The 15586-nt window shown below is 71.4% G+C and carries 12 protein-coding genes and 1 pseudogene; 9 read left to right on the plus strand and 4 right to left on the minus strand.

The window, feature by feature from the left end; translation table 11 throughout:
- Window positions 1-3 precede the first annotated feature (3 nt).
- Window positions 4-1041 (minus strand): hydroxymethylbilane synthase, encoded by a 1038-nt coding sequence (gene hemC / locus F0Q34_RS10605; RefSeq protein WP_370751227.1) that lies wholly within the window; start codon window positions 1039-1041, stop codon window positions 4-6.
- Between the two features lie 118 nt (window positions 1042-1159).
- Here hemC and tsaD point away from each other — a divergent pair, with 118 nt between their 5' ends.
- The 4 genes from tsaD to F0Q34_RS10625 all read left to right on the plus strand — a co-directional run bounded on the left by tsaD (window position 1160) and on the right by F0Q34_RS10625 (window position 5211).
- Window positions 1160-2215, plus strand: coding sequence for a tRNA (adenosine(37)-N6)-threonylcarbamoyltransferase complex transferase subunit TsaD (gene tsaD / locus F0Q34_RS10610; protein ID WP_241665431.1), 1056 nt, complete (start codon window positions 1160-1162; stop codon window positions 2213-2215).
- Window positions 2212-3039 (plus strand): 23S rRNA (adenine(2030)-N(6))-methyltransferase RlmJ, encoded by an 828-nt coding sequence (locus F0Q34_RS10615; RefSeq protein ID WP_149812199.1) that lies wholly within the window; start codon window positions 2212-2214, stop codon window positions 3037-3039. Before tsaD ends, F0Q34_RS10615 begins: the two co-directional genes overlap by 4 nt.
- 7 nt (window positions 3040-3046) lie before the next feature.
- Complete coding sequence (locus F0Q34_RS10620) at window positions 3047-4036, plus strand: NAD(P)H-dependent glycerol-3-phosphate dehydrogenase (RefSeq protein ID WP_149812200.1); 990 nt, start codon at window positions 3047-3049, stop codon at window positions 4034-4036.
- Window positions 4037-4131: 95 nt separating this feature from the next.
- Window positions 4132-5211, plus strand: coding sequence for a GGDEF domain-containing protein (locus F0Q34_RS10625; RefSeq protein ID WP_149812201.1), 1080 nt, complete (start codon window positions 4132-4134; stop codon window positions 5209-5211).
- A gap of 16 nt (window positions 5212-5227) precedes the next feature.
- On the opposite strand, the gene ccmB is transcribed toward F0Q34_RS10625, so the two are convergent.
- Both ccmB and ccmA read right to left on the minus strand, forming a co-directional pair.
- The gene (ccmB, locus tag F0Q34_RS10630) at window positions 5228-5878 is read right to left on the minus strand and encodes a heme exporter protein CcmB (protein WP_149812202.1); all 651 of its coding nucleotides are present in this window, start codon (window positions 5876-5878) and stop codon (window positions 5228-5230) included.
- Window positions 5875-6495: pseudogene (gene ccmA / locus F0Q34_RS10635) on the minus strand (heme ABC exporter ATP-binding protein CcmA); the annotation flags it as partial. The pseudogene ccmA and the gene ccmB, both read right to left, overlap by 4 nt.
- Window positions 6496-6583: 88 nt before the next feature.
- Between ccmA and acnA the strand changes: the two are divergent.
- Together acnA and F0Q34_RS10645 are read left to right on the plus strand one after the other, a co-directional pair.
- Window positions 6584-9280, plus strand: coding sequence for an aconitate hydratase AcnA (acnA, locus tag F0Q34_RS10640; RefSeq protein WP_149812204.1), 2697 nt, complete (start codon window positions 6584-6586; stop codon window positions 9278-9280).
- A gap of 520 nt (window positions 9281-9800) precedes the next feature.
- Complete coding sequence (locus F0Q34_RS10645) at window positions 9801-10634, plus strand: metallophosphoesterase family protein (protein ID WP_149812205.1); 834 nt, start codon at window positions 9801-9803, stop codon at window positions 10632-10634.
- Window positions 10635-10676: 42 nt separating this feature from the next.
- On the opposite strand, the gene F0Q34_RS10650 is transcribed toward F0Q34_RS10645, so the two are convergent.
- Window positions 10677-11831 (minus strand): MFS transporter, encoded by a 1155-nt coding sequence (locus F0Q34_RS10650; RefSeq protein WP_161600834.1) that lies wholly within the window; start codon window positions 11829-11831, stop codon window positions 10677-10679.
- Between the two features lie 96 nt (window positions 11832-11927).
- Here F0Q34_RS10650 and F0Q34_RS10655 point away from each other — a divergent pair, with 96 nt between their 5' ends.
- The 3 genes from F0Q34_RS10655 to fdxA all read left to right on the plus strand — a co-directional run bounded on the left by F0Q34_RS10655 (window position 11928) and on the right by fdxA (window position 15586).
- On the plus strand, window positions 11928-14792 hold the full coding sequence (locus tag F0Q34_RS10655; RefSeq protein ID WP_241665432.1) for a helicase-related protein: 2865 nt from the start codon (window positions 11928-11930) through the stop codon (window positions 14790-14792).
- A 36-nt stretch (window positions 14793-14828) separates the two neighbouring features.
- On the plus strand, window positions 14829-15146 hold the full coding sequence (locus F0Q34_RS10660; protein ID WP_149812208.1) for an RNA-binding S4 domain-containing protein: 318 nt from the start codon (window positions 14829-14831) through the stop codon (window positions 15144-15146).
- A 107-nt stretch (window positions 15147-15253) separates the two neighbouring features.
- A complete protein-coding gene (fdxA, locus tag F0Q34_RS10665; RefSeq protein ID WP_149812209.1) occupies window positions 15254-15586 on the plus strand; it encodes a ferredoxin FdxA in 333 nt (110 codons plus the stop codon).

The raw sequence follows: 15586 nt of genomic DNA on the forward strand, positions 1-15586 counted from the left end.
GGATCAGCCGGCGAAAATGTCGACGGGGCTGTCGGCGCGCAGCCCGTCACCCAGTTCGCGGCCCAGGCGCTCGGCCTCGGTGGCGGCGCCCGCCACCGTGCGCTTCAACAGGAAGGAGCCGTCCGGGCGGGCCACCAGCCCGGTGAGGTGCAGCCGGCCATCCGGCAGCAGCCGCGCATGGCCGCCGATCGGGGTGCGGCAGGAACCGTCCAGCGCAGCCAGCAGCGCCCGCTCGGCACGGGACACGGCGCGGGCCTCGCGGTCCTCCACCGCCGAAAGCAGCTCGCACAGCTCAAGATCGGCGGCGCGCACGGTGATGCCCACAATGCCCTGGCCGGCGGCCGGCACCATGGTCTCGGCATCCAGCACCAGGGAGGCGTGGCGCTCCAGCCCCAGGCGCTTCAGCCCGGCCAGCGCCAGCAGCGTGCCGTCGAAGGCGCCGGATTCCAGCTTGGAAAGGCGGCTGCCGACATTGCCGCGGATCATCTCCACCCGCAGATCCGGCCGGGCATGCAGCAACTGCGCCTGCCGCCGCAGGCTGGCGGTGCCGATCAGCGCGCCGGAAGGGATGGCGGCGTAGGGGTTGGCCGGGTCGGTGTCCCCCGCGCGGGGCCCCAGCACCATGGCGTCGCGCGCATCCTCGCGCTTCATGGTGCAAGCCAGCACGATGCCGGGCGGCAGCTCGGTTTCCAGATCCTTCAGGCTGTGCACAGCGAAATCGATCCGCCCGTCCAGCAACGCCTCGTGGATCTCCTTGGCGAACAGGCCCTTGCCGCCGATATCCGCCAGCCGCTTGTCCTGGATGCGGTCGCCCGAGGTGGCGATAACATGCTCCTCGAAGGCCTTGGCATTGCGCAGCACCGGACAGACATGCAGCACCCGGTCGAGAAAGGTGCGGGTCTGCCAAAGCGCCAGGGGCGAGCCACGGGTGCCCACGCGCAGCGGCAGCGAACGATGCGCGTGACGCCGCACCGGATGGCCGGCGGCAGGGGCGCAGGAAGCGGGGCCGGAGGGGGTGGCCCCAGGAGATAGCGACATCAGAACCGGTCCCGCGCGGAAATGCCCGCCATGGCAGATGGCAGGACGGGGTGGGCAAGTGACATGGGGTCGTCATAGAACCACGCCCCGGAAGGCGAAAGGCATATCACGGATGCATTTGGTGGCGATCAGGGGACCGGTTCTGGGTTTGGAGGCGAGCTGCGACGAAACCGCCGCCGCCCTGCTGGCGCCGGATGGCACCATCCTGGCCGAGGCGGTGCGCTCCCAGCTGGCCGAGCACACCCCCTTTGGCGGCGTGGTGCCGGAGATCGCGGCGCGCGCCCACCTGGCGCATCTTCCCGCCCTGGCGGCTCAGGTGATGCGGGAAGCCGGGGTGTCGCCCGCCGATCTGGGTGGGGTGGCGGCCACGGCGGGGCCGGGGCTGATCGGCGGGCTGATCGTCGGCGCTTCCTTCGGCAAGGGCATGGCCATCGCCCACAACCTGCCCTTCCTGGCGGTGAACCACCTGGAGGGGCATGCGCTGACGGCGCGCCTCCCCGGCCTGGTGGAGGATGGCGTGGCTTTCCCCTACCTCCTGCTGCTGCTCTCCGGCGGGCATTGCCAATGCGTGGCGGTGGAAGGGCTGGGCCAATACCGCCGCCTTGGCTCCACCCTGGACGACGCGGTGGGGGAGGCCTTCGACAAATCCGCCAAGCTGATGGGCCTGCCCTGGCCCGGCGGCCCGGCGCTGGAGAAGCTGGCCGCGTCCGGTGATCCGAAGCGCTTTCCCCTGCCCCGGCCGATGCTGGGGCGCCCCGGCTGCGACTTTTCCTTCAGCGGGCTGAAGACCGCGGTGGCGCAAAGCATCCCGAAGCTGGAGAACGAGCAGGACCGGGCCGACCTGGCCGCCGCCTTCCAGCGCGTCGTCGCCGCCGTGCTGGCCGACCGGGCGCGCAACGCGCTGGCCATGCTGCCCGGCGCCACGGCGATGGTGGTGGCCGGCGGCGTCGCGGCGAACCAGGGCGTGCGCGCGGCCCTCCGCGCCGAGGCGGAAGCGGCGGGGCTGCCGCTGATCGCGCCGCCGATCCGGCTTTGCACCGACAATGCGGTGATGATCGCCTGGGCGGGCATCGAGCGGCTGCGCGCCGGCTGGACCGACCCGCTGGATCATGCCCCGCGCCCGCGCTGGCCGCTGGCGGAACTGGCGGAGCCGGCCGGCCCGGGGGTGGCGGCATGAACTACCGCCACGCCTTTCATGCCGGCAATTTCGCCGATTGCATGAAGCACGCGCTGCTGGTGGCGCTGATCCACCGGCTTTGCGCCAAGGACACCCCGTTCCGGGTGCTGGACACCCATGCCGGGATCGGCACCTATGACCTCACCGCCTCCGAGGCGGAGCGCACCGGCGAATGGAAGCGCGGCGTCGGCCGGCTGCTGGACATCACCGAAGGGCCGTTGGCGCCCTGGCTGGACCTGATCCGCCGTGCCGGCTTTCCGCCGCATTATCCCGGCAGCCCTGCCCTGGTGCGGATGATGCTGCGCCCGCGCGACCGTCTGGTGCTGTGCGAGTTGCACGAGGATGACAGCGCCGCGCTGCGCACCCTGTTCCGCGGCGATCCGCAAACGGCCGTGCACAAGCGCGATGCCTGGGAAGCGCTGTCCGCCCTCACCCCTTTCGCCGAGAAGCGCGGCCTGGTGCTGGTGGACCCGCCCTTCGAGGTGGAAGGCGAGTTCGGGCGCATGGCCGAGGCCATCTCCGTGGTGGCCCACCGCTTTCGCGCCGGGGTGCAGGCGCATTGGTACCCGGTGAAGCACCGCGCGCCCGTGCGCGCCTTCCACACGGCGCTGGCTGATGGCGGCGTGCGCGACATCGTCGCCTGCGAATTCTGGCTGCGCGAGCCCACCGACCCGCAGCGCCTGAATGGCTGCGGCCTCGTGGTGGTGAACCCGCCCTGGAAGTTCGAGGAAGAAGCCCGCGCCATCCTGGCCGCCCTGCTGACCCATCTGGGCGAAGGCGAGCCCGGCCAGGGTTTCGCCGTGACCCGCATCGCCGAGGAATAAGCGCCGCATGAGCAAGATCACGGTGATCGGCGCCGGCGCCTGGGGCACGGCGCTGGCCATCCAGGCCACGCGCGCGGGCGCCGCCGAGGTGTCGCTCTGGGCGCGCGATCCGGCGCGCGCCGCCGCCATGCAGACCAGCCGGATCAACGAGGCCCATCTGCCCGGCCACGCCCTGCCCGAGCCCTTGCGGGTCACCGCCGACGCGGCCGAGGCACTGCATGGCGCCGACCTCGCCCTGCTGGTGGTGCCCACGCAGCACATGGCCGCCGTGCTGCGGACCTTGCCCGCGCTGCCGGCCACCCTGGTCGCCGCCAAGGGCGTGACGCGGGACGGGCTGCACCTGCCGCTGGAAACCCTGGCCCTGGCCCGGCCGGGACTGCCCGCCGGCGTGCTGTCCGGCCCCAATTTCGCCGGCGAGGTCGCCGCCGGCCTGCCCGCCGCCGCGGTGATCGCCAGCACCGACCAGGCGCTGCGCCGGCAGGCCGCCGATTGCCTCGCCACCCCCGCCTTCCGGCTTTACGGCCAGGATGATCCGGTGGGGGCGCAGGTCGGCGGTGCCGCCAAGAACGTCATCGCCATCGCCGCCGGGGTCGTGACGGGGGCTGGCCTGGGTGAGAATGCCCGCGCCGCCCTGGTCACGCGCGGATTGTCGGAAATCGCCCGCCTGGCCGTGGCGCTGGGCGGCCGTGCCGATACGGTGAGCGGCCTTTCCGGCCTTGGCGACTTGCTTCTGACCTGCACCGGGCCGGGCAGCCGCAACTTCTCCCTCGGCCATGCCCTGGGCCAGGGCCAGCGGCTGGACGCCATCCTCGGCGGCCGCAACAGCGTCACCGAGGGGGTCGCGACCGCGCCTGCCCTGCTGGCCCGCGCCGCCGCGGCCGGGGTGGAGATGCCAATCACCGCCGCCGTCACCGCCGTGCTGGACGGGCAGGCGGAGGTCACCGACGCAATCTATGGCTTGCTGGCCCGCCCCTTGCGGCCCGAAAACCTGAACTGAGCGCGATCGCCATATCCCCAGCAACGCTTCCGCGCTATGCAGCGCGACGCCCGCAACGCTTTAGTTCGCCACGACGCGGCGGGCAGGAGGCATGATTGGACGGAACGCTGCAACGGCGCCGTAGCCTGGTGGTGACCCTGCTGTTCCTGTCCGGGCTGGTCATCATCCTGGGGATATGGCTGCTGGAATCCCGGCTGGGGCTGATCGGCCGGGTGGACCGGTTCGCTTATCCGGCCCTGGCGATGCTGTGTGCCGTGATGCCGATCCTGTTGCGCTGGCTGCCGCACCGGCGGACGCTTCTGGAACTGGCGGCCTATGGCGCCGTCGCGGCCTATGTCATCATCAACCTCCTCGACATCGTGACGCGCGCCCCGGGCACGGCGCAGTACGCGGCGGCCAGCCAGTTGCAATGGCTGCCGCTGCTGTATGTGGCGGCCTTTGTGCTGCTGGACCGGCGCATCGCGCGGATGGCGGCGGGGCTGGTGTTCGGATTGTCCATGCTGCCACTGGCCGTGCTGCTGCTGGGCGGCCGGCCGGCGGACAGCGCGCTCCTGATGCTGCTGCTGAATGCCCATGCGGTGCATTTCCTGATCCTGGCGGCCTTGTCCTTCATCACCACGCTCAACGCGCGCTACGAGGATGCCGCGCAGCGCGCACGGCGGCTCGAAGGCGTCGCCGCCACCGATGCGCTGACCGGCCTCGCCAACCGGCGCGGGATGGAGCAGATGCTGCGCCGGCTGGCCGCCCGGCCCGGCCACGATGTCGGCCTGGTGCTGCTGGATATCGACCGCTTCAAGTCGGTGAATGACAGCTTCGGCCATCTGGTGGGCGACGAGTTGCTGGCCGGCGCCGCGCGCCGCATGCGGCGAGCCCTGCCCGACCATGCCAGGATCGGCCGCTGGGGCGGCGAGGAATTCCTGGTGGTGGTGCCGGAAGGCGGCGCGGATGTCCCGGCCATCGCCGAGCGCCTGCGGCAGGCCGTGTCCGCCGAGCCGCATCCGGTCGCCGGCGAGGTCACCATCAGCGCCGGCGTCGCCTGGTGGCACAGCAACCAGCCCCTGGCGGCGGCGTTGCGGCAGGCCGATGCCGCGCTCTACGAGGCCAAGTCGCTGGGCCGCAACCGCGTGATCCTGGCCGATCCCCCGGCTGCCACGGAATTGGCCGGCGCGGCCTGAAGAATTGGGGCGGCGGTCAGTCGGCCCGCAGCGCCGCGCCCGCCGCCAACGGCGCCAAGGGCAGGGCTGCCGCCACCAGGGCGCCCAGCAGCAGCAGGAAGGGCCGCGGCGTGCCGGCGCCGGCCGCCGCCTCGATCGCCGCCGCGCCAAAGATCACCGCCGGAATGGCCAGCGGCAGCACCAGCAGCGGCAGCAGCACCCCGCCCCGCCGCGCCCCCAAAGTGAGCGCCGCCCCCGCGGTGCCCAGCAGCGACAGGAACAGCGTCGCCAGCCCCAGCGCCAGCATGGCGACGGGCCAGGCCTCCACCGGCAGGTTCAGCATGGCGCCCGCCACCGGCGCCGCCAGCAGCAGCGGCCCGCCGGTGGTCAGCCAGTGCGCCACCGCCTTGGCGCCGGCGATCTGCGCGCCCGACAGGCCCGACAACAGTAGCTGGTCCAGCGAGCCATCCTCCGCCTCGGCGCCGAACAGCCGGTCGAGCGGCAGCAGCGCGGCCAGCAGGGCGGCGGCGATCAGCGCGCCGGGGGCCAGCCGCGCCAGCGTGTCGGGCGCCGGGCCGACGCCGAAGGGAAACAGCGCGGTGACCAGCAGGAAGAACAGCACCGCCGCCAGCGTGTCCGCCGGATGCCGCGCCGCCAGCAGCATCTCCCGCCGCAGCAGGGCGATCACGCGGGCACCCCGGCAGGAAGCCCGTCCAGGCGGTGTTCGCGCGCGCCGTCGAGCGGCAGCGGCACATGGGTCGCCGCCACCACTAGACCGCCCGCCGCGCGGTGTCGCCGCAGCAGCGCGCCGAGCCGGGCGATGGAGGCGGCATCCAGCCCGACGCTCGGCTCGTCCAGCAGCCAGATCGGGCAGGGCGCCAGGGCCAGCCGCGCCAGGGCCAGCCGCCGCTTCTGCCCGGCCGACAGCATGCGCGCCGGCAGCTCGGCCAGCGGCGCGAGGCCGACCGCCTCCAGCGCCGCCGGAATGTCGCCGCCCCATTGCCGCGCCCAGAATTGCAGGTTCTCCGCCACCGACAGGCCAGGCTTCAGGGCATCCGCATGCGCGAGGTAGCGCAGCCGGGCGGCATGCGCGGCACGGTCGGCCAGCGCGTCCTCCCCGTTCCAGAGGACCCGCCCCTCCGCCAGCCCGACGAGCCCCGCGAGGACCCGCAGCAGGGTCGATTTGCCAGCCCCGTTGGCGCCGGTCAGCACCACCGCCTCCCCGGGCGAGACCGTGAGGCGCAGTCCCGAGAAGATCACCCGCTCCCCGCGCAAAACAGCAACATCACTGGCTTCCAGCACGGCACAGGATCCCCCTTGGCCCGATGGACCGGGCGAGCGCAGCGTGTAATAAGCTGCGGCGTTCGCAGCAAATATCGAGGGACCCCGGACCATGCGGATGATCGGGCAGGATAGCCTGAAGGCGCGTCGCTCCCTGACGGTTGACGGCAAGACCTACCATTACTTCAGCCTGCCCGAAGCGGCGAAGAGCATCGGCGACGTCAGCCGCCTGCCCTTCAGCCTCAAGGTCCTGCTGGAAAACGTCCTGCGGCACGAGGATGGCCGCGCCTACACGGTGAAGGACGCCGAGGCCGTCGCCGAATGGGTGAAGGAAGGCCGGAGCGAGAAGGAAGTGCCCTTCCGCCCCGCCCGCATCCTGATGCAGGATTTCACCGGCGTCCCCGCCGTGGTGGATCTTGCCGCGATGCGCGACGGCATCACCAAGCTCGGCGGCGACCCGAAGCGCGTGAACCCCCTGGTTCCCGTCGACCTCGTGATCGACCACTCGGTGATGGTGGACGTTTCCGGCAGCGCCTCCTCGCTGCAGAAGAACGTCGACATCGAGTTCGAGCGCAATGGCGAGCGATACGAGTTCCTGCGCTGGGGCCAGGAGGCGTTCAACAATTTCCGCGTCGTGCCCCCCGGCACCGGCATCTGCCACCAGGTGAACCTGGAATACCTGGCCCAGGGCGTCTGGACCGCGACCGACGCGGGCGAGACCTTCGCCTACCCGGATAGCTGCTACGGCACCGACAGCCACACCACCATGGTGAACGGCCTGGGCGTGCTGGGCTGGGGCGTGGGCGGCATCGAGGCGGAGGCCGCCATGCTCGGCCAGCCCATCGCCATGCTGATCCCCGACGTCATCGGCTTCAAGCTGCATGGCCGCCTGCGCGAGGGCGTGACCGCCACCGACCTGGTGCTGACGGTGACGCAGATGCTGCGCAAGAAGGGCGTGGTCGGCAAGTTCGTCGAGTTCTACGGCCCGGGCCTCGCCGACATGGCGCTGGCGGACCGCGCCACCATCGGCAACATGGCCCCGGAATACGGCGCCACCTGCGGCATCTTCCCGGTCGATGAGGTGACGCTGGACTATCTGCGCCTGTCCGGCCGCGACGAGCACCGCATCAACCTCGTGCGCGAATACTACAAGGCCCAGGGCATGTTCCGCGAGGAAGGCCAGCCCGACCCGGTTTTCACCGACACGCTGGAACTGGACATGTCGACGGTGGAGCCGTCCCTGGCCGGCCCGAAGCGTCCGCAGGACCGCGTGGCGCTGTCCGGCGCCGCCCCCGCCTTCGCCAAGGAACTGGCTTCCGGCAATCTCGGCGTGCCCGGCGACAAGGCCGACCTGCGCGTGCCGGTGGCCGGCGCCAATTACGACCTCGGCCATGGCGACGTGGTGATCGCCGCCATCACCTCCTGCACCAACACCTCCAACCCCTATGTGCTGGTGGCCGCGGGCCTGGTGGCGAAGAAGGCCAACGCGCTGGGCCTGAAGCCGAAGCCCTGGGTCAAGACCTCGCTGGCGCCGGGTTCGCAGGTCGTGACCGACTACCTGGACAAGTCCGGCCTGACGCAGCATCTCGACGCGCTGGGCTTCCAGACCGTCGGCTATGGCTGCACCACCTGCATCGGCAATTCCGGCCCCCTGCCCGACCCGATCGTTGACGCGATCGAGGACAACAAGCTGGTCGCCGTGTCCGTGCTGTCGGGCAACCGCAACTTCGAGGGCCGCGTGCACCAGAACGTGCGCGCCAACTACCTGGCCTCGCCGCCGCTGGTGGTGCTCTACGCGCTCGCCGGCACCATCACGCTCGACGTCACCAAGGAAGCCATCGGCACCGGCTCGAACGGCCAGCCGGTCTACCTGAAGGACATCTGGCCGACCCAGAAGGAGGTCAACGACACCGTGGCCGCCGTGGTCACGCGCGAGATGTTCCAGAGCCGCTATTCCGACGTCTTCAAGGGCCCGGAGCAGTGGCAGGCGATCCGCGTCGATGCCGGCTCGGACACCTATCGCTGGAACTCCGGCTCCACCTACGTGCAGAACCCGCCCTATTTCGAGGGCATGGACGCCGAGCCGAAGCCGATCGCCTCGGTCAAGGGCGCGCGGGTGCTGGCCAAGCTCGGTGACTCGATCACCACCGACCACATCTCGCCGGCCGGCAACATCAAGAAGACCTCGCCCGCCGGCGAGTATCTCGGCGAACACCAGGTCCGTCAGGCCGACTTCAACAGCTACGGCGCCCGCCGCGGCAACCACCAGGTCATGATGCGCGGCACCTTCGCCAACATCCGCATCAAGAACGAGATGGTTCCGGGCATCGAGGGCGGCATCACCAAGCACCAGCCCTCGGGCGAGGTCATGCCGATCTATGACGCGGCCATGAAGTACAAGGCCGAGGGCACGCCGCTGGTGATCTTCGGCGGCAAGGAATACGGCACCGGCTCGTCCCGCGACTGGGCGGCCAAGGGCACCTTCCTGCTCGGCGTGAAGGCGGTGATCTGCGAAAGCTTCGAGCGCATCCACCGCTCCAACCTCGTGGGCATGGGCGTGCTGCCGCTGGTGTTCAAGCCGGGCGAGGACCGCAACTCCCTCAACCTGACGGGCGAGGAGATCATCGACATCCAGGGCCTGGAAGACCTGAAGCCGCGCATGCTGCTGGACCTGGTCATCCACCGCCCTGACGGCACCACCACCACCACCCAGGTGCAGTGCCGCGTCGATACGGCCGACGAGGTCGAGTACTACAAGAATGGCGGCATCCTGCACTACGTGCTGCGCAACATGGCGAAGGCCGCCTGAAACAGGAACGGCCCGGGATGTTCTCCCGGGCCATTTCGAATGGCCGCCCGCGCGGCGGGCGATCAAGCCGGCCTCAGGGCCGGCTTTTTGCTTTGGCGCTTCAGGACTCCCGGCTCAGGGCTCCCGGCATTTCAGGCCTGGGGCGTTTCGGGCCCCAGGCGCTTCGAGCCAGGGTCAGTCAACCGGCCTTTTCAGGCGGACCGGGCCGAACAGGGGAGCATCCCAGGGAAGGTCCACAAGTCCACGGAAAAGGCTGCGGGGGGTGATGGGCTGAGGGCGCATGGTCCAGGGCATGGCACCTGTCTCCTTTCATCATGGATGGACATAGGATCGGGCCTGTTGATGAAGGAGTCCTGAAGCGCGCAAAAATTGCGTGTCATCCGGCGCCGGGACCGTGCGGAGGCTTCGCCATCCGGCGGGGCGCTTCGGGCGAAAGCGCGCCGGCGCCGCATCCTTCCGGGCCGGCGCAGCGTTGACGGGGCGTGTTCTTCCCGCCTCCAGAAAGCGGAGCCGCTGCCGCATGACCTTCAACCGCCGCATCGACCACATCTCCGACCTGCATTACGGACGGGTGGACGAAACGGCCGCCGAGGCCTTGCTCGGGACGCTCAACGCCGACCCGGCCGACCTGGTGGTGGTCAGCGGCGACCTCACCATGCGCGCCCGGTCGCGGGAATACCGGGCGGCGCGGCGCTTCCTGGATGCGCTGAAGGCGCCGCATATCGTGGTGCCCGGCAATCACGACATCACCAATTACTGGCCCTGGGAACGCTTCCTGGACCCCTTCGGCCGGTGGCGGCGCTTCATCGGCGGCAAGACGGAGCCGATCTGGCGCGACGAGCATCTGGCCGTGATCGGCCTGAACACCGTGGTGCGGGGCGGCTGGCACTTCTCCTGGGAGGAAGGCCGGGTCAAGCGCCACCGGCTCAAGCGCCTGCTGCGGCGGCTGGAGGAATTGCCGCCGGGCCTGTTCCGCATCGTGGTGGCGCATCACCCGTTCCTGGCGCCGGAAGACGCGCCCGACACGCCCCTGGCGGCCCGTGCCGCCCCTGCGCTGGAGCGGCTGCAGAAGGCCGGGGTCCGGCTGATCCTGTCCGGGCACCTGCACCGCGGCTATGTGCGGCTGCATCGTGGCGCCCCCGCTTCCAGCGTCCACCAGGAGGAGCTGCTGGTGGTGCAGGCCGGTTCCGCCATCTCCACCCGCCTGCGCGGCGAGCCCAACGCCTATAACCGCATCTATGTGGAAGGGCGCGAGGTGCGCATCGAGCCGCATCGCTGGGATGGCCGCAACTGGCTGGGGGCCGAGGAACCGGCGTGGCCGCAACAGGTGCTGACCGCCGAGGCGATGCCCTGATCCCTGCTGCTGCATGGCGGGACCGGGCCGACCCCTGAGGCATCAATCCTGCCGCAGCCGCAGCGCCAGGGGCAGCGCCAAGGCGCAGAGCCCGGCCATCACCAGGAAGACGCCGCCGCCCCAGGCCGCGTAAGCGGGGCCGGAAACCAGGGTCATCAGCCCCATCAGCAACCCGACTCCCAGGGCGGAGTGCAGCGCCTGCGCCGTGCCTGCCAGGGGCGGCGGCACCAGGCGCAGGATCAGCTGCATCGCCGCCAGATGCTGGGCGCCGAAGCTCAGCGCATGCAGCAACTGGATCAGCAGCAGCGCCGGCAGCCAGGTCGTGGCCGCCATCAGGCTCCAGCGAAGCAGCCCTGCCGAGGCCGCCAGCATCGCCATCCCCGCCGGCCCGAGCCGCCGCGCCAGGCGATGGCCCATCACGAACAGCGCCACCTCCCCCACCACCGCCTCGGCCCAAAGCAGGCCGATAACGGAGGGGGCATGGCCCGCCGCGCTCCAGTGGATGGTGCTGAAGCCGTAATAGGTGGCGTGGCTGCTCTGGATCAGGCCCGACAGCAGCAGCAGGCGGGCGAAGCCGGGCAGGCGCAGCACCGCCCCCACCCCGCCCTGGAAGCCGGGCCGCGTGGCGGGCGGCGGCGGGCGCGGCAGGGCCAGGGCGGCCGCCGTCACCGCCAGCAGCGCCGCCGCCATGAGCCCGGGCAGCAGGCCGAGCCCGAAATGGCCCGCCATCCAGCCGGCCAGCACCGCCATGGCCATGTAGGTCACCGAGCCCGCGGCGCGCAGCCGGCCATATTCCAGCCCGCCGCGCCGCGCCGCCGCCAGGCAGACCGCATCGGCCAGCGGGGTCAGCGGCGCCATGGCGGCATTCAGCGCCAGCTGCGCCAGCAGAAATCCCGCAAGCCCGGCGGCCGGCACGAAGCCAGCCGCCGCCAGCGCCCCCGCGAGGCTGAACAGCACCATCAGCAGCCGGGGATTGCCCAGGGCGTCCGCCAGCCGCCCGCCCAGCGGGCCGGCCAGGATGCGGATGCCGGCGCCCAGCGCCAGCACCAGCGACACCTGGGCGGCGCTCAGGCCGCGTTCCGCCAGATACGCGGGCAGAAAGGGTTGCACCGCGCCGATCGCGGCGAAAACCGCCCCGAGCAACGCCATGTGGCGCCCCGGATGGGCAGGCGGGGGCGGGGCGGAGTCGCGCGGCATGGCAGGTGACAACGATGCAACGCGCGGTCCTTCGCCGCCAGCCATGTCCCTCCCGCCCGTTGCAAGCGGGGGCCGGAAACGCCACACAGGACCATAATGCGTGATCCCGCCCCGACGTTCGCTTCCGGTTCCATGTTCCCCGCGCGGGTCAAGGCCGTTCTGGGACCCACCAACACCGGCAAGACGCATCTGGCGATCACCCGGATGCTGGCGCATGCCTCCGGCATCATCGGCTTCCCGCTGCGCCTGCTGGCGCGCGAGAACTATGACCGCATGGTGGCCGCCAAGGGGGCGCGATACGTCGCCCTCATCACGGGGGAGGAAAAGATCGTCCCGCCCGAGGCGAAGTGGTTCGCCTGCACGGTGGAGGCCATGCCGCTCGACCGCCGGGTCGAGTTCGTGGCGGTGGACGAGATCCAGCTTTGCGCCGATGCCGATCGGGGCCATGTCTTCACGGACCGGCTGCTGAACGCCCGCGGGCTGGTGGAAACCATGTTTCTCGGCGCCGAGACCGTCCGTCCGCTGCTGCAGCGCCTCGTGCCGCAGGCGGAGGTGGAAACCCGGCCGCGCCTGTCGCAGCTTTCCTATGCCGGCCCGGCCAAGCTGACGCGGTTGCCGCCGCGCTCCGCCGTGGTCGCCTTCTCCGCCGGCGAGGTTTACGCCATCGCGGAGGCGATCCGCCGCCGCCGGGGCGGCTGCGCGGTGGTGATGGGGCGCCTTTCCCCCCGCACCCGCAACGCCCAGGTGGCGCTGTACCAGAACCGCGAGGTCGATTTCCTGGTGGCGACGGATGCCATCGGCATGGGGCTGAACATGGATGTGGACCATGTCGCCTTCGCCAGCCTGCAGAAATTCGACGGGCACCGGCCGCGTCCGCTGACCGCGCAGGAAGCGGCGCAGATCGCCGGCCGCGCGGGGCGCGGCATGCGGGACGGCACCTTCGGCTCCACCGCCGAATCCCCTCCCCTGCCGCCCGAAATGGTGGAGAAGATCGAGGGCCACCAATTCGAGACCCTGACCACCCTGGCCTGGCGCAACTCCGCGCTCGACATGACCAGCGTGGACTCACTGCTGGACAGCCTGTCCATGCCGCCGCCGGTGCCGGGCCTGGCGCGCGGCAACGACGCGACCGACCACATCACCCTCGCCCATCTCTCGCGCGAGCAGGAGATCCGCAAGCTGGCCCAGGGCCGCGCCCGGGTGCGGCTGCTGTGGGAAACCTGCCAGATCCCGGATTTCCGCAAGCTGGCCGATGACAGCCACACCCGCCTGTGCGGCCGCATCTTCGGCCACCTCGTGAAGGAGGGGCACCTGCCGCCCGACTGGGTCGGGCAGCAGATCGCCGGCTGCGCCCGCATCGAGGGCGACATCGACACGCTGATGACGCGGCTGGCCGCGATCCGCGTCTGGGCCTTCATCGCGGCGCGCGGCGACTGGCTGCGGGATGCCCAACGCTACCAGAACGAGGCCCGCCAGGCGGAGGACATGGTCAGCGACGCCCTGCATGAGCGGCTGACCGCGCGCTTCGTGGACCGCCGGGCCGCGCACCTGATCCGCCGCCTTGACGACACCGCCGAGGAGTTGCTTTCCGCTGTCACCCGGGAAGGCCAGGTCGTGGTGGAAGGCCACAGGGTTGGCCACGTGACGGGTTTCATGTTTGAACCCGATGCTGCTGCGGGTAATGAGGATGAGCGCAAGCTCGTGCTGCGTGCCGCCCGTAGGGCCTTGCAAAGTGAGATGCCAAAGCGCGTGACTGATCTGGAAACAGCGTCCGACGACGCCTTCGCCCTGTTGCCCAACCACCACATCACCTGGAATGGTGACGAGGTTGCACGGCTGCGCCCCGGCCCCACGCCGGACAAGCCGCTGATCGAGCCGCTTGCCTCCGAGTTCATCGACGGGGCGCAGCGGGAGCGGATCCGTGCCCGGCTCGCCGCCTGGATCGAGGCCATGATCAAGCGGGACTTCGCCTCGCTCGACGTGGTGGAGGCCAAGGCGGCCGAGGACAACACGCTGCGCGGCCCGGCGTTCCGGCTGCGTGAATATCTGGGCCTGGTGCCGGGCGGCACCGAGGCCGAGGTCAATCCGGAGCTGCGGCAGAAGCTGAAGGCGATCGGCATCCGCGCCGGCCGCTTCGCCCTCTACATCCCCGAGGTGCTGAAGCCGAAGCCGATGGCGCTGCGCGCGCAGCTCTGGGCGCTGAAGGCCGATTGCGACGTGCCGGCGGTGCCGGGGGGCGGCCTGGTTTCGGTGCCGCCGCCGGAAGGCTGGCCGGAAGGCTTCGCGGAAACCATGGGCTGGGTGCAGGCCGGACCCGTGCTGCTGCGCCTCGACGTCGCGGAGCGCGTGGCCGGCGAGCTGGGCCACCTGACCCGCCGCGCGCCCGCCATGCTGCCACCAGATGTCGCCAGCCGCCTGGGCGTCAAGGCCGACATCCTGCCCGCCGTGCTGCAGGTGCTGGGCTTCCGCCTCCTGCCGGCCGAGCCGCTGGCCGAGGATGTTTTCGGCCCGCCCGGCCCGGCCATGGTGTCGGCCCGGCGCGAGGATCGCGGCCCGCGCTTCCGCCGCCCCGGCGGGCGCCCGGATGGCCAGCGCGACCAGCATCGCGGCCCGCGGCCCGAGCGTGGCCCGCGCCCCGACCGGCCGCAGCGCCCGCGCGACGACGCCCCCGCCCCGGCGGAAGGCGAGGCCGTGGCCGCCGAGGCCGCCGGCCCGCGCCCCGAGCGTGGCCCGAGGCCGCCCCGCTTCACCGGCAAGGACGGCGCGCCGCGCTTCACCGGCAAGGGCGGCCCCCGCCCGCCGCGCCCCGATCGGGATGACGGCCCGCGCCGCGACCGCCGCCCGCCGCGCGACGACCGCAACGAAGGCCGCTCCTACAGCTTCTCCGGCCCGAAGGAGAAGGGGCCGGACCCCGACAGCCCCTTCGCCGTGCTGGCGCGGCTGAAGCTCGACAAGGGCTGATGCCGCGGCTGCCGGCCCGCCCCTTCCCCCGGTCCCATGGCTGACGCCGAGGACCGCGACTGGCAGCGGCTGGACAAGTGGCTCTGGTGCGCCCGGGTGGCCAAGACCCGGGCGGATTGCGCAAGGCTGGTGCAGAAGGGTGCGCTGCGGCTGAACCGGCAGCCGGTGGGCAAGCCAGGCGCCCGGCTGCGCGTGGGCGACGTGATCACCCTGGCGCTCGGTGGGCCGGAACGCGGCGTGGTGCGGATCTGGCGGATCCGCGCCCTGGCCGAGCGGCGCGGCCCGGCACCGGAAGCGCGCCTGCTGTATGACGATCTCGATGCCGCGTCCGATCCCGCGGCGGGCGGCGGCTGATCCGGCATCCGGGCGGTGCTGCACCGCGCGAATGGCGGTTGCGTCCCGCCGCTGCCCGGTCCATCTCTGCCCCACGCTCTGCACTGGATTGACCGAGGAACCCGGCCGTGACCTACGTCGTCACTGAAAATTGCATCCGTTGCAAGTACATGGACTGCGTCGAAGTCTGTCCGGTGGACTGCTTCTATGTTGGCGAGAACTTCCTGGTCATTCACCCGGATGAGTGCATCGATTGCGGTGTCTGCGAGCCGGAATGCCCGGCCGAGGCGATCCTGCCCGACAGCGACGACCGCGCCGCCGAATGGGCCGAGGTCAATCGCGAATATTCCCAGCAATGGCCCAACATCACCCGCAAGGGCGAGGCCCCGCCCGACGCCGAGGAATGGAACGGCAAGCCCAACAAGCGGCCCCTGCTGAGCCCCAACCCGGGCAAGCCCTGA

It is taken from the genome of Teichococcus oryzae, assembly GCF_008386565.1.
Classification (GTDB): Bacteria; Pseudomonadota; Alphaproteobacteria; order Acetobacterales; family Acetobacteraceae; genus Pseudoroseomonas; species Pseudoroseomonas oryzae.

What these genes read in the sequence shown, in the direction of transcription:
- F0Q34_RS10615 (WP_149812199.1), top strand. Translation starts at nt 2,212, where the DNA reads ATGAACTACCGCCACGCCTTTCATGCCGGCAATTTCGCCGATTGCATG.
- acnA (WP_149812204.1), top strand. Translation starts at nt 6,584, where the DNA reads ATGCGGATGATCGGGCAGGATAGCCTGAAGGCGCGTCGCTCCCTGACG.
- F0Q34_RS10660 (WP_149812208.1), top strand. Translation starts at nt 14,829, where the DNA reads ATGGCTGACGCCGAGGACCGCGACTGGCAGCGGCTGGACAAGTGGCTC.
- F0Q34_RS10655 (WP_241665432.1), top strand. Translation starts at nt 11,928, where the DNA reads ATGCGTGATCCCGCCCCGACGTTCGCTTCCGGTTCCATGTTCCCCGCG.
- F0Q34_RS10650 (WP_161600834.1), bottom strand. Translation starts at nt 11,831, where the DNA reads ATGCCGCGCGACTCCGCCCCGCCCCCGCCTGCCCATCCGGGGCGCCAC.
- F0Q34_RS10645 (WP_149812205.1), top strand. Translation starts at nt 9,801, where the DNA reads ATGACCTTCAACCGCCGCATCGACCACATCTCCGACCTGCATTACGGA.
- F0Q34_RS10620 (WP_149812200.1), top strand. Translation starts at nt 3,047, where the DNA reads ATGAGCAAGATCACGGTGATCGGCGCCGGCGCCTGGGGCACGGCGCTG.